Below are 24,717 nucleotides of genomic sequence, written 5' to 3' on the forward strand. Positions count from 1 at the left end.
GCCCCTGGGTGGGCGGGCCCAGGGTTTGGTGTTACTCACACGGTTGGTGCCCGGCGCGCGGGGGGGGTGTGGCCACACAGGGTGGGGGGTCCGGACCGATGGGTCCGGACCCCGCGAGCGGATCGATGGTAACCGCCGAAACCGGATGATCGCCCGTTTACGTGTATGGCTATGCGGTGCGCTGTTTTGTGCGGTGTGCGCCCGGCCGGGCCCTAACGGGCGAGCGTCGCGACCAGCACCGCCTTGATGGTGTGCATCCGGTTCTCCGCCTCGTCGAAGACGACGGAGTGCGCGGACTCGAAGACCTCGTCGGTGACCTCCAGCGACGAGAGTCCGTGCCGCGCGTGGATCTCCCGGCCGACCGCGGTGCCCAGGTCGTGGTACGCGGGCAGACAGTGCAGGAACTTCACGTCCGGCTTGCCGGTGGCGCGCAGCACGTCCATGGTGACCGCGTACGGGGCGAGCAGTGCGATCCGCTCGTCCCAGACCTCCTTGGGTTCGCCCATGGAGACCCAGACGTCGGTCGTCACGAAGTCCGCGCCGCGCACGCCCTCGGCCACGTCCTCGGTGAGCGTGATGCGGGCGCCGGAGCCCTCGGCCAGCCGCCGCGCCTCGGCGAGGACCGTCTCCTCGGGCCACAACTGCTGGGGCGCCACGATCCGTACGTCCATGCCGAGCAGGGCGCCGGTGACGAGGTAGGAGTTGCCCATGTTGTTCCGGGCGTCGCCGAGGTAGGCGAACGCGGTCTCCGTCAGGGGGCGGCCCCCGTCGTGCTCGACCATGGTCAGCACGTCGGCGAGCATCTGGGTCGGGTGCCAGTCGTCGGTCAGCCCGTTGAAGACCGGCACCCCGGCGTGGGCGGCCAGCTCCTCGACGTCGGACTGCCGGCTGCCGCGGAACTCGATACCGTCGAACATCCGGCCCAGGACCCGGGCGGTGTCCTTCACCGACTCCTTGTGCCCGATCTGCGAGCCGGACGGGTCCAGATAGGTGGTGGAGGCACCCTGGTCCGCGGCGGCGACCTCGAAGGAGCAGCGGGTCCGGGTCGAGGTCTTCTCGAAGATCAGGGCGATGTTCCTGCCCCGGAGACGAGGGACCTCGGTGCCGGCGCGCTTGGCCGCTTTCAGCTCGGCCGCCAGGTCGATCAGTCGGCGGAATTCCTCGGCGCTGAAGTCCAGCTCCTTGAGGAAGTGGCGGCCCGTGAGGTCTATCGCCATGGGTGGGCTCCTGGTTCGCGACGGTCGGGACGGACTCGGACCCTGGAATTGTATACGCATATACGTATCCCTATACAGGCTGCCGGGTGCCGTACGGGTCCGGTCCCTCCCCCCGGGCGGAGAACCCGGCACGCTCAGGCTGCCCCCGGCACCGCGTCCCTCGCCACCGGACAGCTCATACAGCGCGGCCCGCCGCGCCCGCGTCCCAGCTCGCTCCCCGGGATCGTGATCACCTCGATGCCGCGCTTGCGGAGGAAGGTGTTCGTGGTGACGTTCCGCTCGTACGCCACCACCACGCCCGGCTCCACCGCCAGCACATTGCAGCCGTCGTCCCACTGCTCACGCTCCGCCGAGTGCACATCCTGGGTCGCGGTCAGCACCCGGATGTCCGCCAGCCCCAGCGAGGCCGCTATGGCGCGGTGCATATGCTCCGGCGGATGGTCGGTGACCTTGAGGTCCTGATCCCCCGAGCCCGGCTCGATGGTGTACGAGCGGAGCATGCCCAGCCCCTCGTACTGGGTGAAGGTATCCCCGTCGATCATCGTCATGACGGTGTCCAGATGCATGAACGCCCGGCGCTTGGGCATATCGAGCGCCACGATCGTGCGCGCCGAACCGGCCGCGAACAGCCCCCGCGCCAGCAGCTCGACGGCCTGCGGGGTGGTCCGCTCACTCATCCCGATCAGCACCGCGCCACTGCCCATCACCAGGACGTCGCCGCCCTCGATCGTCGAGGGGTAGTCCGCCTGCCCCTCGGACCAGACGTGGAAGTCCCCGCCACGGAAGAGCGGATGGTGCCGGTAGATCGCCTCGTAGTGCACGGTCTCGCGCTGCCGGGCGGGCCAGCGCATCGAGTTGATCGACACCCCGTCGTAGATCCAGGCGGAGGTGTCGCGGGTGAAGAGGTGGTTGGGCAGCGGGCCCAGCAGGAAGTCGTCCAGATCCATCACATGGAAGCGGACCGAGATCGGCTCGGCGTGCCGCTCCAGGAACTCCCGCTTGGTCATGCCGCCGACCAGCGCCTCGACGAGCTCCGGCACCGGCAGCTCGTCGAAGGCGGCCCGCAGATGGTCGGTGGCCAGCGGCCCGTATTCCTTCTCGTCGAAGACGCGGTCGAGGACGAGCCGCCGCGCCTCGGGGATCTGGAGGCTCTCGGCCAGCAGATCGCCGAAGAGGTGCACCTCCACCCCCCGGTCCCGGAGCACATCCGCGAACCCGTCGTGCTCGGCCCGCGCCCGGCGCACCCACAGGACGTCGTCGAAGAGCAGGGCGTCCTTGTTCGAGGGCGTGAGCCGTTTCAGCTCCAGATCGGGGCGGTGCAGGATGACCCGGCGCAGCCGCCCGGCCTCGGAGTCGACTTGGAATCCCATCCACCCATCTTGGCCGCTCGGACGGCTCGGCGGAGGGAGTCGGGCGATGTCGGTCCGGTCGGGCCCGGGAGTTGCGCGAAAGCATCGGCAGTCCCGCGCGCCCCAGGGGTGCGTGTGAGTCTGCGGCTGGTGCACGGCTGTCACGCGCCGCCGCCACGGGGCTCGTGCACGGCTGTCACGCGTCGCCGCCACGGCATCCGGGCAGCCGCCACGGGTGGAGGGGAGGGACCATCCGTCCCTCCCCTCCAGCCCCCTACAGCCGTGGGTCCACCGGCTCCGACTCCAGGGCGAGCACCGCGAAGACCGCCTCGTGGACCCGCCACAGCGGTTCGCCGTCCGCCATCCGGTCGAGCGCCTCCAGGCCGAGCGCGTACTCGCGCAGGGCCAGCGAGCGCTTGTGGCCCAGGTGCCGGACGCGCAGCCGCCGGAGGTTCTCCGGGCGGGTGTACTCCGGCCCGTAGATGATCCGCAGGTACTCGCGGCCACGGCACTTGACGCCCGGCTGGACGAGCCGGCCGTCGGCCTGCCGGATCAGCGCCTGCACCGGCTTGACCACCATGCCCTCACCGCCGTCGGCGGTCAGCTCCTGCCACCAGGCGATACCGGCCGCGACCGAGGTCTCGTCCTCGGTGTCGACGAGGGTCCGCCGGGTCGTGGCGAGCAGCCCCGGCCGGTCCGTGGCGCCGCCGGCCGTCCCGCCGTGCCGGGCCGCCACCGCGCCCTCGGCCGCGATCAGCCGGTCGAGCAGGGCGAGCTGCTCGGTGTGCGGCAGCCCGGCGAGGCTGCGGCCCTGGACCGCGAGGATCTGGAACGGCGCGAGCCGCACCCCGTCCAGCTCCCCGAGCCCGGCGCCGCCGCCCGGCTCCGGTGGTGCCCCGGCGTCCGCCGCCGTCGCCCCGACCCGCCAGCAGTAGCGCCGGTACGCCTCGGTGAACGCGGCCGCGTCCGCCGCCCGGTCCCGCTGGCGGCCGAGCAGCGGTGCCACCTCGACCCCGCGGGCCGCCGCCGCGTCCAGCGCACCGAGCACGCCCGGGAACGCCGCCCCGGACGCCGCGCCCACCGCCGCGTACTGCTGGCGCAGCAGACCGGTCGCCTTCAGGGACCAGGGCATCAGCTCGGCGTCCAGCAGCAGCCAGCCGGTCTCCAGCTCGTCCCACAGACCGGCCTCCTCGGCGCAGTCCCGGACCCGCCGCAGGATGCCTTCGGTCAGCTCCGGGTCATCGAAGAACGGCCGGCCGGTGCGGGTGTACAGGGCGCCCGAGACCCCCTTCGGCACGCCGATGGGGGTACCTCCCATGCCTTTAGGGCAATGGGGGAGCTCACCGGCCACGGTCTCGTCGCGGCACACCAGCACCACCGCACGGGACCCCATGTGCTTCTCCTCGCACACCACTTCCCGTACGCCGTCGGCCCGGTAGCCGGCGAACGCCTCCGCGGGGTGCTCCAAGTACCCCTCCTCCGACGAGGTCGCGCAGGGCGCCATGGTCGGCGGGAGGTACGGCAGCAGCCGCGGGTCGATCGCGAAACGGCTCATGACCTCCAGCGCGGCCGCGGCGTTCTCCTCCTTGACCGCGAGCCGGCCCATGTACCGGGTCTCCACGATCCGCCGCCCGGTCACATCGTTCAGATCGAGCGGACGGCCGTCCGCCCCGCCGGGCGCCTCCGTCACCAGCGGCTTCGCGGGCTCGTACCAGACCCGCTCGGCCGGTACGTCCACCAGCTCGCGCTCCGGCCACCGCAGCGCGGTCATCGCGCCGCCGAAGACACAGCCGGTGTCCAGGCAGAGGGTGTTGTTGAGCCAGTTGGCGCGCGGGGTGGGGGTGTGGCCGTAGACGACGGCGGCGCGGCCGCGGTAGTCCTCGGCCCACGGGTAGCGCACCGGCAGGCCGAACTCGTCGGTCTCGCCGGTCGTGTCCCCGTACAGCGCGAAGGAGCGCACCCGTCCCGAGGTCCGGCCGTGGTACTTCTCCGGCAGTCCGGCGTGGCACACCACGAGGCCGCCACCGTCCAGGACGTAGTGGCTGACCAGGCCGCGGATGAACTCCCCGACCTCGGTACGGAAGGCGGCGTCCTCCTTGTCCAGCTGCTCGACGGTCTCGGCCAGCCCATGGGTGTGCTGGACCTTGCGGCCCTTGAGGTAGCGGCCGAGCTTGTTCTCGTGGTTGCCCGGCACACACAGCGCATGTCCGGCCCCGACCATGCCCATCACCAGGCGCAGCACGCCGGGGCTGTCCGGCCCGCGGTCGACGAGGTCACCGACGAAGACCGCCGTACGGCCTTCGGGGTGTGCCGCGTCCACCGGCCGGCCCAGCGCGTCGCGCACCAGCGCATAGCCCAGCTTGCCGAGCAGGGTTTCCAGCTCGGAACGGCAGCCGTGGATATCCCCGATGATGTCGAACGGGCCGGTGAGATGGCGCAGATCGTTGAACCGCCGCTCCGTGACGACCTCGGCGGACGCCACCTCCTCCGGGCCCCGCAGGACATGCACCTTGCGGAAGCCCTCGCGCTCCAAGTGGCGCAGGGAACGGCGGAGTTCACGCTGGTGGCGCTGGATGACCCGGCGGGGCAGCCCGGCCCGGTCGGCGCGCGCCGCGTTGCGGGCGGCGCAGACCTGCTCGGGCATGTCCAGCACGATCGCCACCGGGAGGACGTCATGCTCCCGGGCCAGCCGCACCAGCTGGGTACGCGCCTCGGACTGCACATTGGTGGCGTCCACGACCGTCAGCCGCCCGGCGGCCAGCCGCTTGCCCGCGATGAAGTGCAGCACGTCGAAGGCGTCGCCGCTGGCGCTCTGGTCGTTCTCGTCGTCGCTGACCAGCCCCCGGCAGAAGTCGGAGGAGAGGACCTCGGTCGGCCGGAAGTGCCGGGCGGCGAAGGTGGACTTGCCGGAGCCGGTGGCGCCGATCAGCACCACGAGGGAGAGGTCGGGCACGGCGAGCGTACGCGGCGCCCCCTCGGGCGGGGGCTGTGGCTGCTCGGGCCGGGGCTGCGGCTGCTCCCCGCGCTCCTGGCGGGTACCGCTCTCCTGCGCGCTCCCGCTCTCCTGCCGGTCCTCGTGCGGGTGCTCGTTCTTCTCGTCGTACTCGGTACGGTCGTCGTCCGTCATGCCGCGACCTCCTTCCCCCTCATCGAAGCACTGCTGTCCGCAGCACTGCTGCCACCTTCGGGGCCCCGGTTCTCCCGGCTGCTCCCGCTGTCGTCAGGCTCTGGTTCTCCCGGCTGCTCCCGCTGCTTTCAGGGCCGCGGCCTTGCCGGCCGTTCGCACTGTCGTCGGGGCCGCTGCCTTGCCGGCCGTTCCCGCTGTCTTCGGGGCCGCCGCTGTCGTCACCGGCCCGGCGGAAGTGCGCGAGCTGGGTGGGCGGGCCGACCTCGGGGTCGTCCGGGCCCACCGGGCCGAAGGTCACCTCGTAGCCGTGCCGGGCGGCGACCCCGCGCGCCCACTGCCGGAACTCCTCCCGGGTCCACTCGAAGCGGTGGTCCGCATGCCGCACCCGGCCGGCCGGCAGCGACTCCCAGCGCACGTTGTACTCGACGTTCGGCGTCGTCACCACGACCGTGCCCGGCCTGGCCGACCCGAACACCGCGTACTCCAGCGCCGGCAGCCGCGCCGGATCGACATGCTCAATGACCTCGCTGAGCACCGCCGCGTCATACCCCTTCAGCCGGCCGTCGGTGTACGCCAGCGACCCCTGTACGAGCCGTACCCGCTCCGACTGCCGCTCGGACATCCGGTCCAGCCGCAGCCGGCGCCGCGCCTCGTGCAGCGCCCGCATCGACACATCCACGCCGACGATCTCGGTGAACTGCCCCTCCTTCAGCAGCGCACCGACCAGCTGGCCCTGCCCACAGCCCAGGTCCAGCACCCGCGCCGCCCGGGCCGAGCGCAGGACCGCGAGGATCGCCTCCCGCCGCCGGACGGCGAGCGGCACCGGCTTCTCCTCGGTGTCCGCCTCCTCGTCCACGGCGTTGTCGAGCGCCTCGGCGGCCACATCGTCGGACTCGGCCAGCCGCTCCAGTTCCAGCCGCTCCATGGCCTGGCGCGTCAGCGACCAGCGCCGCGCGAGATAGCGGCCGACGATCACCCGCTGCTCCGGATGGCCCTCCAGCCAGCCCTCGCCGGCCCGCAGCAGCTTGTCGACCTCATCGGGCGCGACCCAGTAGTGCTTGGCGTCGTCCAGCACCGGCAGCAGCACATACAGATGCCGCAGCGCCTCGGCCAGCCGGCATTCCCCTTCCAGGACGAGCCGTACGTAGCGCGAGTCGCCCCACTCCGGGAACGTCTCGTCCAGCGGCACCGGCTCGGCCAGCACCGTCCAGCCCAGCGGCCGGAACAGCTTGTCCACCAGCTCCGTGCCGCCCCGGGCGGGCAGCACCGGCACCTCGATACGCAACGGCAGCGCCCGCGCCACCAGCTCGGGCCGTGCCGTGCACTGCCCCTTCATCGCGCTGGCGAAGACACTCCGCAGCGCCACCGCCAACAGCGAGGAGGCCGCGTACGGACGGTCGTTCACATACTGCCCCAGCGCCGAATCCGGTGCGCCGCCACGGCCCTTGCCGCGGCTCTTGCGCACCAGGGCGATCGGATCGACCTCCAACAGCAGTGCGGCGGTGCACCGTTGTGCGTCGGCTTCGGGATAGAAGACATGCGCGGTGCCCTGCGACGTCGAGAACCGCTGCGCCTTGTCGGGATGCTTGTGCAGCAGAAAGCCGAGGTCGGTCGCGGGACGGTCGGCGCTGCCGGTGGTGGTTATCGTCAGGAACACGCGTCCGAGTATTGCCGCAGGAGCGCCCGAGCCCCACCGGTTTTCCGCGGCAGCGCCGCCCGGCCCGGTGTCAGCTCAGCTGCGACTGCACCTGCGTCGAGATCAGCTCCAGGTGGTCCAGATCGTCCAGGTCCAGCATCTGTAGGTAGACACGGGACGCGCCGATCGCGGCATAGCGGCCGATCTTGTCGACGACCTCGGCGGGTGAGCCCGCCAGGCCGTTGGCCTTGAGTTCGTCCACCTCGCGCCCGATGGCCGCGGCCCGTCGCGCCACCTCGGCGTCGTCCCTCCCGACGCAGGCCACAAGGGCGTTGGAGTACACCAGCTCATCGCCCTTCCGCCCGGCGGCTTCGGCGGCCGCCCGCACCCGTCCGAACTGGCGCTCACTGTCTTCGAGCGAGGCGAAGGGGATATTGAACTCATCGGCGTACTGCGCCGCCAGCCGCGGTGTACGCGTCGCACCGTGGCCGCCGACCAGCACCGGCACCTTGCCCTGGGCGGGCTTGGGCAGCGCGGGCGAATTCTCCAGCTGGTAGTAGGTTCCGTCGTAGTTGAACTCCTCTCCTGTTCCGGTGGCCCACAGGCCGGTGATGATCGCCAGCTGCTCTTCCAGCCGCGCGAACTTCTCCTTGGGGAACGGAATGCCGTACGCCTTGTGCTCCTCCTCGAACCAGCCGGCCCCGAGACCGAGTTCGACCCGGCCACCCGACATCTGGTCGACCTGGGCCACCTGGATGGCCAGCACACCCGGCAGCCGGAAGGTGCCGGCCGTCATGAGCGTTCCGAGCCGGATGCGGCGGGTCTCACGAGCGAGGCCGGCCAGCGTGATCCAGGCATCGGTCGGGCCGGGCAGCCCGTCGGCGGTGCCCATCCGGAGAAAGTGGTCCGAGCGGAAGAACGCGTCAAAACCAAGATCCTCAGTAGCCTTGGCGACCTTCAGCAGGGTCTCGTAGGACGCGCCCTGCTGGGGCTCGGTGAAGATTCGTAGGTCCATACCTCCATCCTGCACTCCGCACGACACCCCAATCGTCGGAGAGCGTTTCGGTGCAGCGGGTCGGTCGGTGCAGTGAGTCGGTCGGTGCAGTAAGTCGGTCGGTGCAGTAAGTCGGTCCGGGCGGTCTTGGTGGACTGGGCGGAGTGGGGCGGAGTGGGGCGGCATCCACCGCGTAGTCGGCGGGGTCGTGTGGGGGCGTGGGCGGCGCTGCCGGCGGTGGGTGGGGCCGGCCCGCGGGTGGTGCGCGACGTTGGGTGGCGCGCGCCGCGGGGCGGGCCGCGCCGTGAGGTGGAGCGCGACGTGGGGCGGCGCGAGCGCAGGGGATGGCGTGGTCGTGCGGTGCCCCGTCAGGCAGTGGCAGCCGGGGGCGTACGCGACGGCTCGGGCAGCATCGCGTCGGGTGTGGACGGGGCGTGAGCTCTCGGGCGTGAGCGCTCCCGGCCCGCGGTCGGTGGATTACCGCTCGGGGCTTGCCCACCGCGTGAGCGCGGTCGGGGCGGTGCCGTGGTGCTCAGGCGGGGTTCCGGTCGCGCACCTCCAATTTCTCCAGTATTCCGGCCACGCGGTCCCTCGATTCATCGACCGTGTCCATCGCCTCGACACAGGTCCAGTACATCCCCTCCCCGTCCGCCAGCAGCACCACTGCCACCAGCGCTTCGCACACCTCTCTCAGCAGGAGGCACAGGCCGGTTAAAGCCGCCTTGGTATCGCGCACCTCGGACAGCTGAGCCGCCCGCAGCCCACCGGTGGCCGACGCCGGGCGCAGCAGCCCCCCGCTGAACCGCCCGCCTGCGTCGCCCAATCCCCGGGCCCTGGACCGCACTTCGTACGGCCCGAATATCGCGAGATGGCTGCCGACCGCCTCCGCCAAAGCCTGCGCCTGCCATGCCTCGACGATCACTCCCTGAACCGTGTTCGCCTCTGCCAGCCCGCGTCGGCTGGCCGCGATGATCCGCACCGCGTCCATCCGCTCCCCTCCTTCCCTCTTCATTCGCATGCACCCTGCACTCTTTCCACTACCCAGAGTGAATGCGAACACCCAAAAAAGCCAGGGGAATTCGCAAATCTGTGGACAAGCAAGGCGATGTGGAAAGATCTATGACTCCGGAGAGTGACAAGCGACGGCCCCGGCCCCGCTCCCTCCCCTCTCGCCCCACCACCCCCACCCCTCACACCACCGGCACAAGCCACGCGAAACCGCCGAAGCGAACACGGACCGGACGGCCGCCGAACACCGCGCCGCACCACGGGAAACGCAGCAGGGGCGGAGCCGGCGTTCACCCCCGCCGGCCCCGCCCCCGCACCCCCGCGCCCCGCCTTCTTCGGTCCCCCGCGCCCTTCGCTCCCCCGCGCTCTACGCTCCCCCGCCCCTACTCCTCGCCCTCCCGCGGCCGGTCCGGGCGCGCCGAGCGGACCGCCGGGAAGCGCGACTCATTGCGCTCGATCTTCGCGGCGAGCGCCGCCAGGGCATCGATCCCCAGCGCCTCGCAGAACTGGAGCAGATACGCCAGCACGTCCGCGACCTCGTCCTCGACCCGGCCGGCCTTCCCCGGGTTCGCCATCACCTTCGCCGACTCCTCCGGCGTCAACCACTGGAAGATCTCGACGAGTTCCGCGGCCTCGACGCTGAGCGCCGCGGCCAGGTTCTTGGGCGTGTGGTACTGCTGCCAGTCCCGCGCGGCCGCGAATTCGGCCAGCCGTCGCTGCAACGCATGAAGATCCTCGCTCATACCCCTAGGTGTAGCACCTGTACGCCGGGCAGCCCCTCGGCGACCGAGGGATCCCGTACCGTCCCGAGCAGCCGCACATGCCCGCGGTCGGTCATCCGCAGGGCCAGCGACACCAGCTCGCGCGCCTGCCTGGGGTCCATACAGCGGTCCATCCCGTCCGCCATCACCGTCATCTGCTGATGAGCGGACGGCACCTCCCCGACCGGATCCATGGCCAGCACCTCCGGCCCGGTGAGCAGCACCAGCGCCAGCGCGAGAAACCGCAGCTCACCGTCCCCGAGCTGCTCGACGGGCAGTTCGCCCAGCTCCCCCCGGTCGAGGACCGCCCGCACACCCGCCACCCCCGCCCGCGGCCCCGCTGCGCCACCCGGCCCGGCCGGCACAGCGGTGTCGGCGGGCACTTCCCCCGTACCGCCCGCCTGCCGCGGCACCGCACGCAGCCCCTCGACGGGACCGGCGCATGCCTCCCGCACCGCCGCGACCAGCACCGCATGCCGTCGCGCACACTCCTGGCTCGTCCGCTCCAGCACCGCGGGCAGGTTGTCGCAGGACGACCGCAGCCGCCCCTCGGCCCGCGCCCCCTCCGTATCGCGGCCCCAGCCGCCCGCCTCACCACCACTGCCCTGACGCTTCCGCGGCGCCCAGGCCCCGGCAGCACCACCGGCCCCGCCCGGCTTCCCCGGCCCGCCCCGCAAGCCCGCTTCACGACCGCTCCGTCGCACCCCGGCGCCACGCCCCGCACCACCGGCACCGTCCGCACCACATCCACCGTCCGGCCCGGCTCCCCCCGCACCGCCCGTCCCCACTCCCCGCATGACCTCCGGCCGCGGGTCGCACACGAACGCCGACCGCAGCGCGACCACGACCTGTTCGGCCGCCGCGAGGACCAGCCGCTGCCCCGCCGTCTTACCCGCGACGCGCAAGGGCAGCAGTGAGGTGCCGAGCCGGTCGTCGGGCAGCGGGGCACGGGTCACCGGAGTCGCTCCCGCGGTGTGCCAGGCCGCCTGGACGGTGGGGCGGTCCGGGTCGGTGAGCGCGGTGGTCAGCAAGGTCTCGCCGGCACCGGTCAACCGCTCCCCGACGATGCGGAGTTCGGGCTCGGCCTGGACGGCGAGATCGAGGCTGACGGGGCCGGCCGGACCGTCGACCGTGCAGCCGATCCGGAACCCCCGCCGCCCCTGTGCGTCGGGGCGCGCCCCCGCCGGCACACAGGCCGCCGGGCTGCCCGCCACCTCGCCCACGGCCCGGGCGAGCGACTCACCACTGCCGAGCCGGGCGAGGATCTCGTACGCCTGAAGCGCGCTGGACTTGCCGCTTCCGCTCTCGCCGCTCAGCAGCGTCAGCCGGGTGAGCGGCAGGGTGACGCCGCGATGGGTTTTGAAGGCGGACAGCCGTAATTCGGTCACCGCCGGCCGCACGGTCTCGGTAGTCATGCGGGGACGCTATGCAGCGCCCCGACCGGAGAACCGTTACGCCCAACAGCTCTTCCTACGAACGGGGGACGCCCCCGAGTGCCGATTCCGCCACCTCGGTGCCGACGGGAGCCAGCAGGAAGACATTGGTGTCGACCCGGTGCATCCCGCTGCCGAGCCCGAAGACGACTCCGCTGGAGAAGTCCAGGATGCGCTTGGCGACGTCGGTGTCGGCGCTGGTGAGGTCCAGCAGGACGGGGATCTGCGCCATCAAGTACTCGGCGACCTCACGGGCGTCCGCGAAGGTCTGGACGCGGATGACGATGAACCGCCGCAGCTGGTCCGCCGGCTCCTCCTCGGGGAGGGCACGGTGGTCGGGCCAGGAAGGCCATTCCCTGCTGCTGCGGAGCGGGACGACCTCGGCGAGCCCTTCCCACTGCTCGTCGGTGGCATCGGGGCCGTTCACCGAATCACCTCACCCAGGGGAACGCTGGCTGTCTGCGGTATCTGCATCGCACAATTCTAGAGATAGACATACAAAGCCCGGCGGACGCGACACACGCCGCGTCGCGTCCGGTTCCATCCTGCACCATGGCCGCTGACCTGTGCTGACATCCTCGGCAGATATCCTGCGTCGAGATTCTGTGTGCCCGTTCATCCCCCTTGTGACGGAGGTCCGTTCTGTCGTGAGCTCTGAGCCTCCCGGCCGTCGGCCGCGTGGACTGCGCGGCCTGCGCAAACCCGCGAGAAAGCGGCCCGCGGGACCGCCGCCCGCCGAGACGACGGACGCCTCGGCCACACCGGAACCGCCGGCCGGAACCCCCAGCAGCGTCATCACCGCCGCCCTCTACCGCGACGGACACCGGGTCAGCACCCATGACACGCTCGCCGACGCCTTCCGTCAGCAGCGCGCCACCTCCGGCACCCTCGCCTGGATCGGCCTGCACCGCCCCAGCCCCGCCGAACTGGTCACCCTGGCCTCGGAGTTCGACCTCCACCCGCTCTCCATCGAAGACGCCCTGGAGGCGCACCAGCGGCCCAAGCTGGAGCGCTACGGCGGCACCCTCTTCGTCGTGCTGCGCGCCGCGCGCTACCTCGACGACCCCGAGGAGGTCGACTTCGGCGAGCTGCACGTCTTCGTCGGCCGGGACTTCGTGATCACCGTGCGGCACGGCGGCGCCCCCGACCTGTCGGCCGTGCGCCAGCGCATGGAGGACACCCCCGAGCTCCTCAAGCGCGGGCCCGAAGCCGTCCTCTACGCGATCCTCGACGCCGTCGTCGACGGCTACGCACCGGTCGTCGACGGCGTCCAGACCGACATCGACGAAATCGAGACCGAGGTCTTCGGCGGCGACCCCCGGGTTTCCCGCCGTATCTATGAACTCTCCCGTGAGGTGGTGGAGTTCCAGCGGGCCACCCGCCCGCTGAACGGGATCCTGGAGAGCCTGACCGCGGGCTTCGAGAAGTACGCCATCGATGAGGAGCTGCGCCGCTATCTGCGCGATGTGGCGGACCACGTCCTGCACACCACGGAGCGGGTGGACGGCTTCCGGCAGGCCCTTCAGGACATCCTCACCGTCAACGCGACCCTGGTGAACCAGCAGCAGAACGCCGAGATGCGCGCCCTGGCCGAGGCCGGCTTCGAGCAGAACGAGGAGGTCAAGAAGATCTCGGCGTGGGCGGCGATCCTCTTCGCACCGACACTGGTCGGGACGATCTACGGCATGAACTTCGATCACATGCCGGAGCTGCACTGGGTGTTCGGCTACCCCCTCGCCATCGTCCTGATGGCGGTCGTCTGCACCAGTTTGTACATCATTTTCAAGCGGCGTCGCTGGCTCTGAGCAACCACTGCCGGGGGTGGAATCCGGGCCGGTACCCCGGAGCGGGGCGCACGGCCCGTCAGCCGGGAGCCAGACCGGTCTGGTAGGCGATGATCACGAGCTGGGCGCGGTCCCGGGCGCCGAGTTTGGCCATCGCGCGGTTCACATGGGTTTTGGCCGTGAGCGGGGTGACGTAGAGCCGCTCGGCGATCTCGTCATTGGACAGACCCGTGGCGACCAGGGTGACGACCTCGTGTTCGCGCGGGGTGAGTGTGGCCAGTGGTGGCGGTGTGTTCGGGCCGGGTGGTGCCGGCTGGGCCAGGAAGCGGTTGATCAGGGCCTTGGTCGCGGCCGGCGAAAGCAGGGAGTCGCCTGCCGCCACCACCCTGATGGCGTCCAGGAGTTCATCGGGGTTGATGCCCTTGCCGAGGAATCCGCTGGCGCCGGCGCGCAGTGCCTCGGCGACGTATTCGTCGTTCTCGAAGGTCGTCAGTACCAGGATCCGGACGCCGGCGAGGTTCTCGTCCCCGGTGATGAGCCGGGTGGCGGCGAGACCGTCGAGGTCGGGCATCCGGATGTCCATGAGGACCAGGTCGACGCGGTGGCTGCGGGCCCTTTCGACCGCCTCGCGTCCGGTGGCGGCCTCGGCGACCACCTCCATGTCGGCGGCGGAGTCGATGAGTATGCGGAAGGTGCCGCGCAGAAGGGCCTGGTCGTCGGCGAGCAGGACACGGATGGTCAACGTCAGCCCTTTCGGCGGGTGCGGAGCGGTAGTTCGGCGTGGATGCGGAAGCCTCCGGTGGGACGCGGTCCGGCGGTGAGGGTGCCGCCGGCGGCCCTGGCCCGCTCGTGCATCCCGATCATTCCGTGGCCGGTGCCGGTGCCCGGGGCCTCCGCGGTGGCCGGGGTGGCGCGCTTGCTGCAGCTGCCGGCCTTCGGGGAGCCGGGGCCGTCGTCCTCGACGGCTATCCGCAGGGCATCGGTGCGGTAGTGCAGCTGAACCTGTGCGGAGACCGGGCCGACGTGCTTGCGGGTGTTGGTCAGGGCTTCCTGGATGATCCGGTAGGCCGTCATATCGGTGACCGGCGGCAACTCCTCCGGTTCCCCGGTCCGTTGGAGGGTGACGGCGAGACCGGAGTGACGGAAGGAGCCCAGCAGAGCGTCGAGGTCGGCGAGGCCGGGCGCGGGTTCGTGGGGCGCGGCCGGGTCGTCGCCGTAACGGAGCAGTCCGACGGTGGCCCGGAGCTCGTCCAGGGCCGACCGGCTGGTGTCCCGGATCCGCTCCAGCGCCTGGTAGGCGTGTTCCGGGTCGGCGCGCATCAGATGGTGGGCGACGCCTGCCTGGGCGTTGACCAGGGTGATGTGGTGGGCGAGGACGTCATGGAGCTCCCGGGCGATGCGAAGGCGCTCTTCGGTGACGCGGCGGCGGGCCTCTTCCTCTCTGGTGCGCTCGGCCCGTTCGGCCCGCTCCAGGGCGGAGGTGAGCAGTTGGCGGCGGCTGCGGATCGCGTCTCCGCTGGCCACCGCCAGGCCCAGCCCGGCGATCAGGCCCAGGTGTTCCCAGAGGTTCGCCACAACCGGGCGGGTGATCACCGAGGCGGCGACGAGTGCGCCGATCGCCCACGCGCGCACGCGCCCGGCGGTACGCCGGTCGGTGTGCACCGTCATCGAGTAGAGCGCGACCGCGGTGGCGAAGGGCGACGCCCCCGCATACGAGAGGACCAGAACCTGAGCGATGTTCACGGCCGTGGTCGCCGCGACCACCTGCACCGGCCGGCGGCTGAGGCCCACCAATGGCACACAGGCCAGTGCCAGGCCGGTGAGGGGCCAGGTGACCGGGTCCCGATGGTAGTACGCGGTGCCCACCGCCACCGGCGCGGCCAAGAGGAAGCAGCTGACCGCGACGGCCAGGTCCACCCGCCACGGCAGGGCCCGTAGCGCCTGCCCGATCCGGTCGATCATCTTCACTCCCTCACCGTACGCAGTGCCCCGGACCAGCCATGACGCCCATCCCCCGGCGCCGGCCACGGGCTGGATGGACGAGCCGGGCGGGGACCCGGCCCCGACCGGAGGCCACGCCCGGCCGAGGTCGGGACCGTACGGGACGCACCCGCCTGCTTCGGATCGTCAAGACCGTGCGCAGGCAGGCCGCCCGGTGCCGGTCGTCAGGTGGCGGCCACCCTCGTCTCCTCGTGCGCCAGCAGCTCCTCCAGCTGGGTCTTCTCGGCGCGCAGGCGCTCCCACAGGACGGTCCGCTGTTCCTCGGAGAGCTCGCCGGTCGAGCGGGTCGTGAGACGCGTTGCGTCGGTCCACTCGCGGAGCCCGCGGTCGGCGGACCACCGCAGCAACAGGTCATCGACGTGCGTGGCGGCACGGAGCCAGTCCAGGGCGGTGCTGGGGTGCGGCGCGGCGGCGCACATCCGGTTCTTCTCGGCGTCGTCCTCGTACGCGGCCTCTACGTGGGCGACGAGTGCGGCGCTGAACACCTGCTGACACGGAACGAGTGCCTGCAACGTGATGCGGGAGCCGCTGAACACCGGGACCGTCGGCCGCGGTTCGAGGCCGTCCGCGGTGCAGTCGATGTAGAGGGTGCCGGGGCGGGCGGGGACGGTCGCCCCGTCGAGTTCCACCTTGTCGGCGTCGATGCGCCGGACCCTGCCGTGGCGGACGACATCGGGGATCCGCCGGAGCTGCTCCAGTTCGGACCGGGTGACGGTCGCGCAGCGGAAGGCCGTCGGTGTGACGTCCGACGACAGCCTCATCAGGGAGCCATTGGCCTCCAGCCGTTCAAAGAGTTCATCGATCGTGTCGGATTCGAGCACCGCCCGCACCCGGGCGCTGAACGATTCGGCCCGGATCGCGGCGAACTCCGGGCCGGGCTGGATCTGCGCACGGTCGAGCAGCCAGGCGTCGCGCGGCATGATCCAGGTGAGGTCCGCCGGATCGACGCCGTGCCGCAGCAGCCAGAGGCATGCGTCGATGCCTGTCTTTCCCGCGCCCACCACGGTGTAGTGCGACGACGGGGCGTCCAGGGACGGCAGCTCGTTGGGGGTGATCAGCCGGATCCCGGGATCCACCTCGTACCTCGGCGGGCACATCGCCGGAACCGTGACGTTCATATAGGTGGCGTCCACGGTCCGCCGGCGCACCCGTATGCCGAACTCGTCACCGCTGACGACGGAGTGGCACCGCTGGACATCCGGTCGCGCCGGGTCCGGGCCGTCGTGGACGGACATGGGGAAGTATGAGACGCGACCGGTCGGCAGCAGGGTTTTGTGCATCACCTGGTCGAAATAGGTGAGGATTTCATCGGCCGAGGCCAGCTCGTGAAGGCCCGCGTTCCAGCCGTGCCGGTCGACTTCGCCGCTGCCCAGTTCGCGGGAGTTGACGCCGTAGTACGCGGACGGCTGGTGCAGGCGCACGTACGGGTAGGCCACGGTCCAGTGACCGCCGGGGCGGCCGTAGCGGTCGACGACGGCCACCGTCGCGTCCGTCTCGGCAACCAGGGTGTCGGCGAAGGCCATGCCCATGGCACCGGCGCCGACGATCAGGTAGTCGACCTCTAGTGTTTCCGGCTCTGCCACCGTATTCCTTCTCTCGTGTGGGTGTGGAAATTGCACATACGCCGGCGCGCGTCAATGGCCTTCAACGCCCATCACCGGTGCGGCGGAGTGCGAAAGGGTGCTGTGCAAAAGGGGGCGGTGCGAAAAGGCTTCGAAAGGGTGCCGGCTCTGCTGGATTCCGCTCCGCTGTATGCCCGTTCGATACGGGATCACAGCGGCCGCCCCGTCACGTCAGGATTCGCGGTCCGAAAGCTGCCCGCAGTTCGGCGACGAAGAGCTGCGGCACTTCCAGGGCGGGGAAGTGCCCGCCCTGGTCCAGGACATCCCAGTACCGCAGGTTCGAGAAGCGCGCCTCGACCCAGGCGCGGGGCGCGCGGAACGGCTCTTTCGGGAAGACCGAAACCGCCGAGGGGACCGTCACCGGACTCGTCCGGTCCCGGGGCGGAATGCTCTCCCAGTACAACCGCGCCGATGATGCTCCGCACGCCGCGAACCAATAGACCGCGACATTGTCCAGCAGCCGCTGACGGGACACCGCGTTCTCCGGATGTCCGTCACAGTCGGTCCAGCCGTGGAACTTCTCCACGATCCAGGCGAGTTGGCCCGCCGGGGAATCCGCCAGACCGTAACCGAGCGTCCGGGGACGCGTCGCCTGGAGCGTCAGATATCCGCGCTCGGCCTCCAGCGCCTTCTTGGTCGCGGCCAGGTCCGCGCGCTCGGTTTCGCCGAGCTCGTCCCCGGTGAACCCCGGGGGCGGCTGGACGGGCGGCATCGTCGTGTGCCGCGCCTCGACCCGGTCAGGATGACGGACGCCCAGCGCCGTCGTGATGAACGCAGCCATGCGTGATCAGCAAAGGCCGCGCATCCGCACGCCGGGAGCGGGCATGGAGGAAATGGATTCCCAGCCCGTCGATCTCCGTGCGCCACTGACCGCGACCATTGAGTTCGGCCTCCAGCCGACGCCAGTCGTACTCTTCGTGCCAATAGCGGCACAACTCCTGCACGTACGAACGCGGAATTCCCTGGGCCCAGCCCTCGGCCGTCCCGGCCTCGGGCAGCCGGACACAACGCAGGCGGTCGTGCAGATCCTCCAGCGCTTCGTCGGGCACGGCGAGCTCGAAGGGCACAACGGCGTCGGAATCAACCACAATGAGCCTTCCCCCACATCGCGAACAGGGCGGCGATGTGTCGTCTGCGTTCCAGCATTTCCCGGGCCGCAATCGCTCATTCCGTCTTCGCTTGCGGCACGGTCCAGCCTGCCGTCTCGCCCCGGCGCGGGCATCGTGCGCCCGCAGACTCTTGACCTGCTACGAACGCAGTACGAGGGCTGTCGCGCGTACCACGGGCGCAGACGCCGCCTCGGCCGGTGCCCCCGTGGCCCCGGCCGCTACTCAGTGGCCCCCGCGGGTGATCAGACGTCCTCGCCGGTGATCAGACGTCCCGGCGGGTGATCAGGTCGGCGAGCGCGGTGAGGGCGCGGGTGCCGTCCGGGGTGAGGCCGGCGGTGGCCAGCCGGGCGACCGCCGCGGTCCGCTGTCGCTCGGCCTCCTCCTGGGCCCAGCGTCTGCCGCCGGCCTCGTCGATCAGCCGGGCGGCCGTACGGATCTCGTCGTCGTCCAGGGGCTCCGTACGGTGGTAGAGCGCGGCGAGCCGGTCGCCGGCCGGGGTGCCGCCGGCCAGGGCCGCGACGACGGGCAGGCTCTTCTTCCGCGAGCGGAGGTCCGAGCCGACCGGCTTGCCGGTGACGGCGGTGTCGCCCCAGATGCCCAGCAGGTCGTCGACGAGCTGGAAGGCCAGGCCGAGGTGGCGTCCGAACTGCCGCAGGGCGTCGACCCGTTCGGCCTCGGCACGGGCCGCGAGCGCGCCGAGCGCGCAGGCCGCGGCGAGCAGGGACGCCGTCTTGCCGGCCGCCATCTCCAGGCATTCGTGCAGGCCGACGTCCGCCCGGGTCTCGAAGACGAGATCGGCGCCCTGGCCGGCGACCAGGGCCAGCAGGGCCCCGGACAGTTCCCGTACGGCCTCGGGGCACCCCTGGGGGAACCGGTGGGCGAGGGTGTCGACCGCGACGGCCAGGAGGGCGTCACCCGCCAGGATCGCCTGTGTGGTGCCGAACAGCGACCACGCGGTACTACGGCCCCGGCGCAGCAGATCGCCGTCCATGAGGTCGTCGTGCACCACCGAGAAGTTGTGAACGAGTTCCACCGCCGCGGCCGGGGCCACCGCCTCCTCGGCCGCCGCCCCGAGGGCCTGGGCCGCGGCGAGCACCAGGGCCGCGCGTACGCCCTTTCCGCCCTCCCCGTTCGCCGGCCGGCCGCACTCGTCCGACCAGCCGAAGTGGTAGCCGGCCACCGAGCGGACCGGTTCGGCGAGACGGTCCACGGCCTTGCGGAGTTCCGGTTCGGTCAGTTCCCGGGCCGTTTTGAGGAGGTGCCAGGCATCGGGGGCGGCGGAATTCCCGGGGGTGGTGGCGCCGGGCCGCGCGAGTGCCGGTCTTCCCCCTGCCGTGGTCACTGGTCCACCTTCATGAGACTCGCCTCCAGGTACTCTTCCGGCCGCATTTCCTCGTCGCCCTCCACGGGGCGATAGCGCTTGGTGCTCCTGGACCAGTCGAGATTTCCGCGCATCCAGGTCCGCATGCCCGCCAGGCAGGGGACGAGCACCGCGTGGTGCTCGGGGCAGGCCGCCAGGAGTTCCCGTTCCTTTTCGAGAAACAGCATGGTCTCGGTCGAGGTGGCGGCGCAGACGTGGTCCAGGGCCCGGGGTGTGTCGAGTCCTCGGTGGTGCTCGACGATATGGACCAGATTGTGGACCTCGCCCAGTGCGCGCTCCTTTTCGAGCGAGTACACGTCGTTGGTCCAGCACACGACATTGCACGCGGCGTCCAGCGCGGCCCGGAACGGCTCACCGGTATAGACGGAATCGGGGATATCGATCCGCTCGACGATGTCGATGAGATCCATGCAGACATAGATCGCGCCGGTGTGCCGGCGCATTTCGATATAGGTCTCCTCGTCCGGCACCGTTCCCGTGACCCGGTTCCCGGCCTCCCAGGTGGCGGCCACGGTGAGGCAGTCGTCCAGGTGCTGGACGAACCGGCGGCGCCAATTCGCGGTGGCGTGCGGTGCCGTGCGCAGCCACAGGTCGGCGAGTGCGGAGACCGCCACCGGGCCGTCCCGGTCGGCCGCGGCCGCCGCCCCGTGATCCGGGCTCTCCAGGACCGCCCGCATTCCGTCCACGATGTCCCGTGCCCGTTCGGGGCTGCGTCCGATGCTTCCGTCGTCCAACTGGTCGTCGACGAGAAAGAGCCAGGCGAACCAGTCCGCCATGAGGTTCAGCCGAGTCGCGTCCGCGGTGGGATACACCATGGCCGCGAACCAGCCGAAGTCGGCTTTCGCGAAGCGCTTTCGGGCGGCTTCCCGCTCTATCAGCCCGATGCGTCGCGTCCAGTCCGTCAGATGCTCACGGGCCTCTTCGACATGGGGGCTGATCCGGTAGGGAAAGGGATGGAAAATGTCCGGCACGGGTGCCTCCGCTGTCTTCGCCGATACCGCGGTCCGCGCACCGCGCGTGGTCTTCCGGTTCATCCGCGGGGCTCCGGCCGCAGGTGCACTCCGCCTTTGGGGTGCAGGGTGATCAGGGCCTCCGGGTGCACCTCGGCGGCGCCTTCGGGCAGGACCAGCCGGTGGTTCCGGGCCACGGTGGCGAGGACGAGGGTGAGTTCGGTCAGCGCGAAGTGCTTGCCGATACAGATGCGGTGGCCGCTGCCGAACGGTATGTAGACGTGCTTGGGGCGCTTGGCGACCTGCTCGGGGGTGAAACGCTCGGGTTCAAAACGTTCGGGGTCTTCCCAGAAGTCCGGGTGCCGGTGCAGGAAATAGCTGTTGATGAGGACATTGGTGCCGGCCGGCATCCGATAGCCGGCGATCTCGTCCTCTTCCCGCGCCCGGCGCATGAACTGATATGCCGGGGAATAGATGCGCAGCGTCTCTTCGACGACCATGCGGGTGTACACCAGCTTCGGCAGATCCTCGAAGGCCGGCACCCGCCCGCCCAGCACCTCATCGACCTCGGCATGCAGCCGCGCCTCGATCTCGGGATGCCGGGCGAGCAGATAGAACGCCCACGACAGGGTGTTGGTGGTCGTTTCGTAGGCACCGATGCAGATGTTCAGGACCTCGTGGTGCAGCTGCTCCAGGTCCATCCCCTTGCCGTCCTCCTCGTCCACGGAGTGCAGCAGAAGGGTCAGCAGATCGGTTTCCTCGCCCGTGGCGACCTCGTCGTTGAGCCGTTTCTTGATGAAGCCGGAGACGAATGCGTCCATGCCGTCGATCGCCCGGCGCAGCCGGCGGTGGCTGGGCGTCGGGACGCTGAGCGGAGGGAACGGGAAGCGGAAGAAGGCGCCGAGGATGCTGTTCGCCTCGCCGAAGGCCCGCTCGAAAGCCTGGGCCGCGGCACCCACATCGGCACTGAAGAGCGACCGGTTCACGATACGGAGCGCCAACTGGCCTATTTCGTCGGTGATGTCGAGGGTGTCACCGGCGGCGGTACGGGGTTGCCAGCGCTCCAGCATCTGCACGGTCTCGTCCGTCATGTTGCGGGCGAACGCGCTGACCGTGCGCGGGGTGAAATGCGGGGCCATCATGCGGCGCTGGCGGCGCCACAGTGCCATATCGGCATTGGCGATCAGGCCGTTGCGCAGGACCGGACGGACCACCTTGAAAATGGCGGCTTCCTTGTCGTACTGCTCGCCTTTATCGACCAGGATGTGCCGGATGTGGTCCGGGTGGTTGACCATGACCATGGGGAGGCCGAGCGGGCGGAACCGGAAGATGTCGCCGTGCCGCGCCAGCCCGTCGCCGAGAAAGGCGAGCTGGTCACGTTTGAAGGCCAGCGTTCCGCCGATACCGTCCCGCGCCGTGACCGTGGGAATCTCTCTGAGGGAAGGCGTCCGGCGCGCGGCGCGGGTACGCGGAGTCAGGGGCATTCATGACCTCTTTGCGATGCGTCAGCGACGGTGCAGCCGGAGGTGTATGCCGCCCTTGGGATGCAAGGTGATCAGCGGCGCGAAACCCACGGGGGCCTGGCCCTCCGGCCGGGTGAGGTGGAAGCTCTGGGCGAGCATGGCCGTGATGATGTGCAGTTCGGTCAGCGCGAAATGCTTGCCGAGGCAGTGGCGGGGCCCGCTTCCGAACGGCTGATAGACGTGCCGCGGACGCCGCGCGATTTCCTCCGGGGTGAACCGCTCGGGATCGAACCGGGTCGGGTCCGGCCAGAAATCGGGGTGCCGGTGGAAGGTGAAGAGATTCAGATAGACATCGGTTCCCCGGGGAATCCGGTATCCGCCGATGACATCGTCGTCGACGGCGTGCCGCATGGTCTGCCACGCCGGGGTGAACAAGCGCAGCGTCTCGTCGATCACCATGCGGGTGTAGGTCAGCCGGGGCAGATCGTCGAGGGTGGGGACGCGCCCGTCCAGCACGCTGTCCACCTCGTCGTGCACCCGGCGCTGAATGTCCGGGTGGGCGGCGAGCTGGTAGAAGATCCAGGAGATGGAATTGCTGGAGGTTTCGTACCCGGCGATGATCATGGCCAGGATCTCATTGGCCAATTGCCCATGGGTGAGCCCGGTGCCGGTCTCCTCGTCCATCGCGTTGAGCAGCAGCGTGAACAGGTCGGGCTTCTCGCTCTCCCGGGCCAGGCGCGCATCGATGAGATACGCGATGAATCCGTCCATCTCCCGGATCAGCTGCCGGAGCCGGTTCCGGGACGGCGAGTACCAGGACAGCGGCGGGAAGGGGAACCGGAAGAAGTCCCCCGCGATGGCGTTCACTTCCAGGAAGTCCCGCTCGAAGCGCCGGCCGCGGTCATCGGCGTCGACACCGAACAGTGCGCGCAGCACGATCCGCAGCGCGAGATTGGCGACCTCGGTCGTCACCTCGACCACCGCGCCCCGGTCGGCCGGCTCTTCCCATTGGCGCAGCAGGTCGCCGGTCAGATCGCTGATGTTCGTGGTGAAGTCGGCGACGCTGGACCGGCTGAAGGAGGGCTGCATGATCCGGCGGTGCCGGCGCCATGGCTCGCCGCCCTTGTTCGCGATGAGGCCCTCGCGCAGCACGGTCCGGGTGGCGCGGTAGAGAAAGTTGTCCTTGTCGTAGTTCTGGTGGTTGTCGACCAGGACATGCTGGAGATAGTCGGGATGATTGACCATCACCGTCGGCAGACCACCCAGGCGCATATGGAAGATATCGCCATGGGTACGCACCGAGCGCACCAGGAAAGCCAGTTGGTCGCGCCGCATTTCCGCCAGCCCCACGAGATTCTCACGCAGGCTCAGTCGCGGCACGGGCCGTGGCGGGTTCTTTCCGTCGGGTGAGTCTAATCGGACAGAAGCAGTGGACACGGAAGATCCTTGGAAGTCAGGAGCTGGTGCCGAACATCTCTGAAGGCTAGCCGTCCAAGATTTTGTTTCGTTATCGATCTGCTTCCGGAAACCGCAGACCGCGGCCGGCTCTCCAGCCGTCCAACTCGCCGCCGGGAAACCGCTCATGACTCACCGGACCAGACCCTACGATGCCGCCATGACAGTCCTCCTTGTTGCCACCGGCACCCAGGGCGATATCGCACCTTTCCTCGGTCTCGCCACCCGGCTGAAAGCAGCCGGACACCCCGTCGCCCTCGCCACCTACGAGGCATTCGCCGAACAAGTCCGCCGGAACGGCTGCGAATTCCGCCCGCTGCCGGGCGATCCCCGCGCCCTGGGCGTCGCCGAACAGGGCCGGCTGAAGAAGGCCGGAATCGGTGACTCACTCCGTGCGGGCATATGGCTGAAGAAGATACGCCGGCACCTGGAAGACCTCGGTGACGGTTTGATCGCCGCCGCCGAGAAGGACACCGACCTGCTGCTGTGCAGCGGCCTGACCATGTTTCACGGCTACCACCTGGCGAAGGCGCGCGGAATTCCCAGCATAGGACTGGGACTTCAGCCGCTGCACCCCACCGGGGACTTCCCCCCACCGATCGGCGTGCCTTCCCTGGGCGCCTGGGCCAACCGCTCCCTGGGGAAGCTGATGTTCGCCACCGGGCTGACCCCCTGGTCGAGCTCGCCGGAATTCTGCAAGAAGATCGGGGTGCCCCCGATGAACACCGCGGAGACCTTCCGCCGTACGACCGAGGAGCGCTGGCCAATCCACTACGGCTTCAGCCCGACCGTGGTCCCCCGCCCCGCCGACTAGCGTCCCGGGGTGGAGGTGGTCGGCTACTGGTGGCCGGCCGAGCAGACCGCCTGGCAACCGTCCCAGGAATTACGGGACTTCCTCGACGACGGCCCCGCCCCCGTACGCATCGGCCTGGGCAGCGTGGGCGACCCCCGCGACGCGGAGCGGATCGGCGAGCTGGTCGTCGACGCCCTGCGCCGGGCACGGGTACGGGGCGTAGTCCAGACCGGCTGGGCCGGACTGGACGCCAGGGACGACGCCGTGCTCACGATCGGCGACGCACCGCACGACTGGCTGTTCCCGCGGATGGCCGCGGTGGTGCACCACATGGGCGCCGGCACGACCGGCGCGGGCCTGCGTGCCGGAGTCCCCGCGGTGGGCCTGCCGGCCTTCGGGGACGCCCCCTTCTGGGCCCGCCGCGTCGTGGCGTTGGGCGCCGGCCCCGGTTTCCTGCCGCTCGGCGGACTGCACACCGGCCGCCTCGCCGAACTGATCCGTACCGCCGTCGACCAGCCACGGTACGCGCAGCGCAGCCGTCTGCTGGCGGCACGGCTCGCCCAGGAGGACGGCGCCGGACGCACCGTCGAGGCGGTGGAACGGCTGCTCAACTCCGGGTGAGGGATCCCGTAGG

The 24,717-nt window shown here is 70.5% G+C and carries 21 protein-coding genes; 3 read left to right on the plus strand and 18 right to left on the minus strand.

What is annotated here, in order from left to right; genetic code table 11:
- Positions 1-212 precede the first annotated feature (212 nt).
- From argF to ACFWJW_RS06230, 9 genes are all read right to left on the minus strand, one after another.
- Complete coding sequence (gene argF / locus ACFWJW_RS06190; RefSeq protein WP_387235634.1) at positions 213-1,217, minus strand: ornithine carbamoyltransferase; 1,005 nt, start codon at positions 1,215-1,217, stop codon at positions 213-215.
- Between the two features lie 134 nt (positions 1,218-1,351).
- Positions 1,352-2,587 (minus strand): arginine deiminase, encoded by a 1,236-nt coding sequence (locus ACFWJW_RS06195; protein ID WP_251083893.1) that lies wholly within the window; start codon positions 2,585-2,587, stop codon positions 1,352-1,354.
- Positions 2,588-2,840: 253 nt separating this feature from the next.
- Positions 2,841-5,693 (minus strand): polynucleotide kinase-phosphatase, encoded by a 2,853-nt coding sequence (locus tag ACFWJW_RS06200; RefSeq protein WP_387235637.1) that lies wholly within the window; start codon positions 5,691-5,693, stop codon positions 2,841-2,843.
- Between the two features lie 19 nt (positions 5,694-5,712).
- A complete protein-coding gene (locus ACFWJW_RS06205) occupies positions 5,713-7,350 on the minus strand; it encodes a 3' terminal RNA ribose 2'-O-methyltransferase Hen1 (protein ID WP_387235640.1) in 1,638 nt (545 codons plus the stop codon).
- Between the two features lie 70 nt (positions 7,351-7,420).
- Positions 7,421-8,344: an LLM class F420-dependent oxidoreductase gene (locus ACFWJW_RS06210; RefSeq protein ID WP_387235643.1), complete on the minus strand. Its 924-nt coding sequence runs from the start codon at positions 8,342-8,344 to the stop codon at positions 7,421-7,423.
- Positions 8,345-8,855: 511 nt separating this feature from the next.
- Entirely contained in the window at positions 8,856-9,311 is a 456-nt protein-coding gene (locus ACFWJW_RS06215; RefSeq protein WP_387235645.1) for a DUF6099 family protein, read from the minus strand.
- Positions 9,312-9,714: 403 nt separating this feature from the next.
- On the minus strand, positions 9,715-10,074 hold the full coding sequence (locus ACFWJW_RS06220; protein WP_085926117.1) for a nucleotide pyrophosphohydrolase: 360 nt from the start codon (positions 10,072-10,074) through the stop codon (positions 9,715-9,717).
- Positions 10,071-11,507, minus strand: coding sequence for a biotin transporter BioY (locus ACFWJW_RS06225; protein ID WP_387235648.1), 1,437 nt, complete (start codon positions 11,505-11,507; stop codon positions 10,071-10,073). Before ACFWJW_RS06225 ends, ACFWJW_RS06220 begins: the two co-directional genes overlap by 4 nt.
- Positions 11,508-11,562: 55 nt before the next feature.
- On the minus strand, positions 11,563-11,952 hold the full coding sequence (locus ACFWJW_RS06230) for a cell division protein SepF (protein WP_387235651.1): 390 nt from the start codon (positions 11,950-11,952) through the stop codon (positions 11,563-11,565).
- Between the two features lie 220 nt (positions 11,953-12,172).
- Between ACFWJW_RS06230 and ACFWJW_RS06235 the strand changes: the two genes are divergently transcribed.
- A complete protein-coding gene (locus tag ACFWJW_RS06235) occupies positions 12,173-13,330 on the plus strand; it encodes a magnesium and cobalt transport protein CorA (RefSeq protein WP_387235654.1) in 1,158 nt (385 codons plus the stop codon).
- A 58-nt stretch (positions 13,331-13,388) separates the two neighbouring features.
- On the opposite strand, the gene ACFWJW_RS06240 is transcribed toward ACFWJW_RS06235, so the two are convergent.
- The 9 genes from ACFWJW_RS06240 to ACFWJW_RS06280 all read right to left on the minus strand — a co-directional run bounded on the left by ACFWJW_RS06240 (position 13,389) and on the right by ACFWJW_RS06280 (position 23,215).
- On the minus strand, positions 13,389-14,051 hold the full coding sequence (locus ACFWJW_RS06240) for a response regulator (protein WP_387235656.1): 663 nt from the start codon (positions 14,049-14,051) through the stop codon (positions 13,389-13,391).
- 2 nt (positions 14,052-14,053) lie between these two features.
- Entirely contained in the window at positions 14,054-15,271 is a 1,218-nt protein-coding gene (locus tag ACFWJW_RS06245; protein WP_387235837.1) for a sensor histidine kinase, read from the minus strand.
- A gap of 203 nt (positions 15,272-15,474) precedes the next feature.
- Complete coding sequence (locus tag ACFWJW_RS06250) at positions 15,475-16,893, minus strand: NAD(P)-binding protein (protein WP_387235659.1); 1,419 nt, start codon at positions 16,891-16,893, stop codon at positions 15,475-15,477.
- A gap of 205 nt (positions 16,894-17,098) precedes the next feature.
- A complete protein-coding gene (locus tag ACFWJW_RS06255; protein WP_387235662.1) occupies positions 17,099-17,713 on the minus strand; it encodes a hypothetical protein in 615 nt (204 codons plus the stop codon).
- The gene (locus ACFWJW_RS06260; protein WP_387235665.1) at positions 17,670-18,020 is read right to left on the minus strand and encodes an epoxide hydrolase N-terminal domain-containing protein; all 351 of its coding nucleotides are present in this window, start codon (positions 18,018-18,020) and stop codon (positions 17,670-17,672) included. The genes ACFWJW_RS06255 and ACFWJW_RS06260 overlap by 44 nt, the downstream gene beginning before the upstream one ends.
- Positions 18,021-18,303: 283 nt before the next feature.
- On the minus strand, positions 18,304-19,383 hold the full coding sequence (locus tag ACFWJW_RS06265; RefSeq protein WP_387235668.1) for a polyprenyl synthetase family protein: 1,080 nt from the start codon (positions 19,381-19,383) through the stop codon (positions 18,304-18,306).
- On the minus strand, positions 19,380-20,393 hold the full coding sequence (locus tag ACFWJW_RS06270; RefSeq protein ID WP_387235671.1) for a terpene cyclase: 1,014 nt from the start codon (positions 20,391-20,393) through the stop codon (positions 19,380-19,382). The genes ACFWJW_RS06265 and ACFWJW_RS06270 overlap by 4 nt, the downstream gene beginning before the upstream one ends.
- Positions 20,394-20,452: 59 nt before the next feature.
- On the minus strand, positions 20,453-21,856 hold the full coding sequence (locus ACFWJW_RS06275; protein ID WP_387235674.1) for a cytochrome P450: 1,404 nt from the start codon (positions 21,854-21,856) through the stop codon (positions 20,453-20,455).
- 21 nt (positions 21,857-21,877) lie between these two features.
- Positions 21,878-23,215, minus strand: a complete 1,338-nt coding sequence (locus ACFWJW_RS06280) for a cytochrome P450 (protein ID WP_387235676.1) — start codon at positions 23,213-23,215, stop codon at positions 21,878-21,880.
- A 235-nt stretch (positions 23,216-23,450) separates the two neighbouring features.
- Between ACFWJW_RS06280 and ACFWJW_RS06285 the strand changes: the two genes are divergently transcribed.
- Together ACFWJW_RS06285 and ACFWJW_RS06290 are read left to right on the plus strand one after the other, a co-directional pair.
- Positions 23,451-24,104, plus strand: a complete 654-nt coding sequence (locus ACFWJW_RS06285) for a glycosyltransferase (protein ID WP_387235678.1) — start codon at positions 23,451-23,453, stop codon at positions 24,102-24,104.
- Positions 24,105-24,113: 9 nt separating this feature from the next.
- Positions 24,114-24,704, plus strand: coding sequence for a glycosyltransferase (locus ACFWJW_RS06290; protein ID WP_387235680.1), 591 nt, complete (start codon positions 24,114-24,116; stop codon positions 24,702-24,704).
- The last annotated feature ends 13 nt before the right edge of the window (positions 24,705-24,717 follow it).

This window comes from Streptomyces sp. NPDC127097 (genome assembly GCF_042724075.1).
GTDB lineage: Bacteria > Actinomycetota > Actinomycetes > Streptomycetales > Streptomycetaceae > Streptomyces.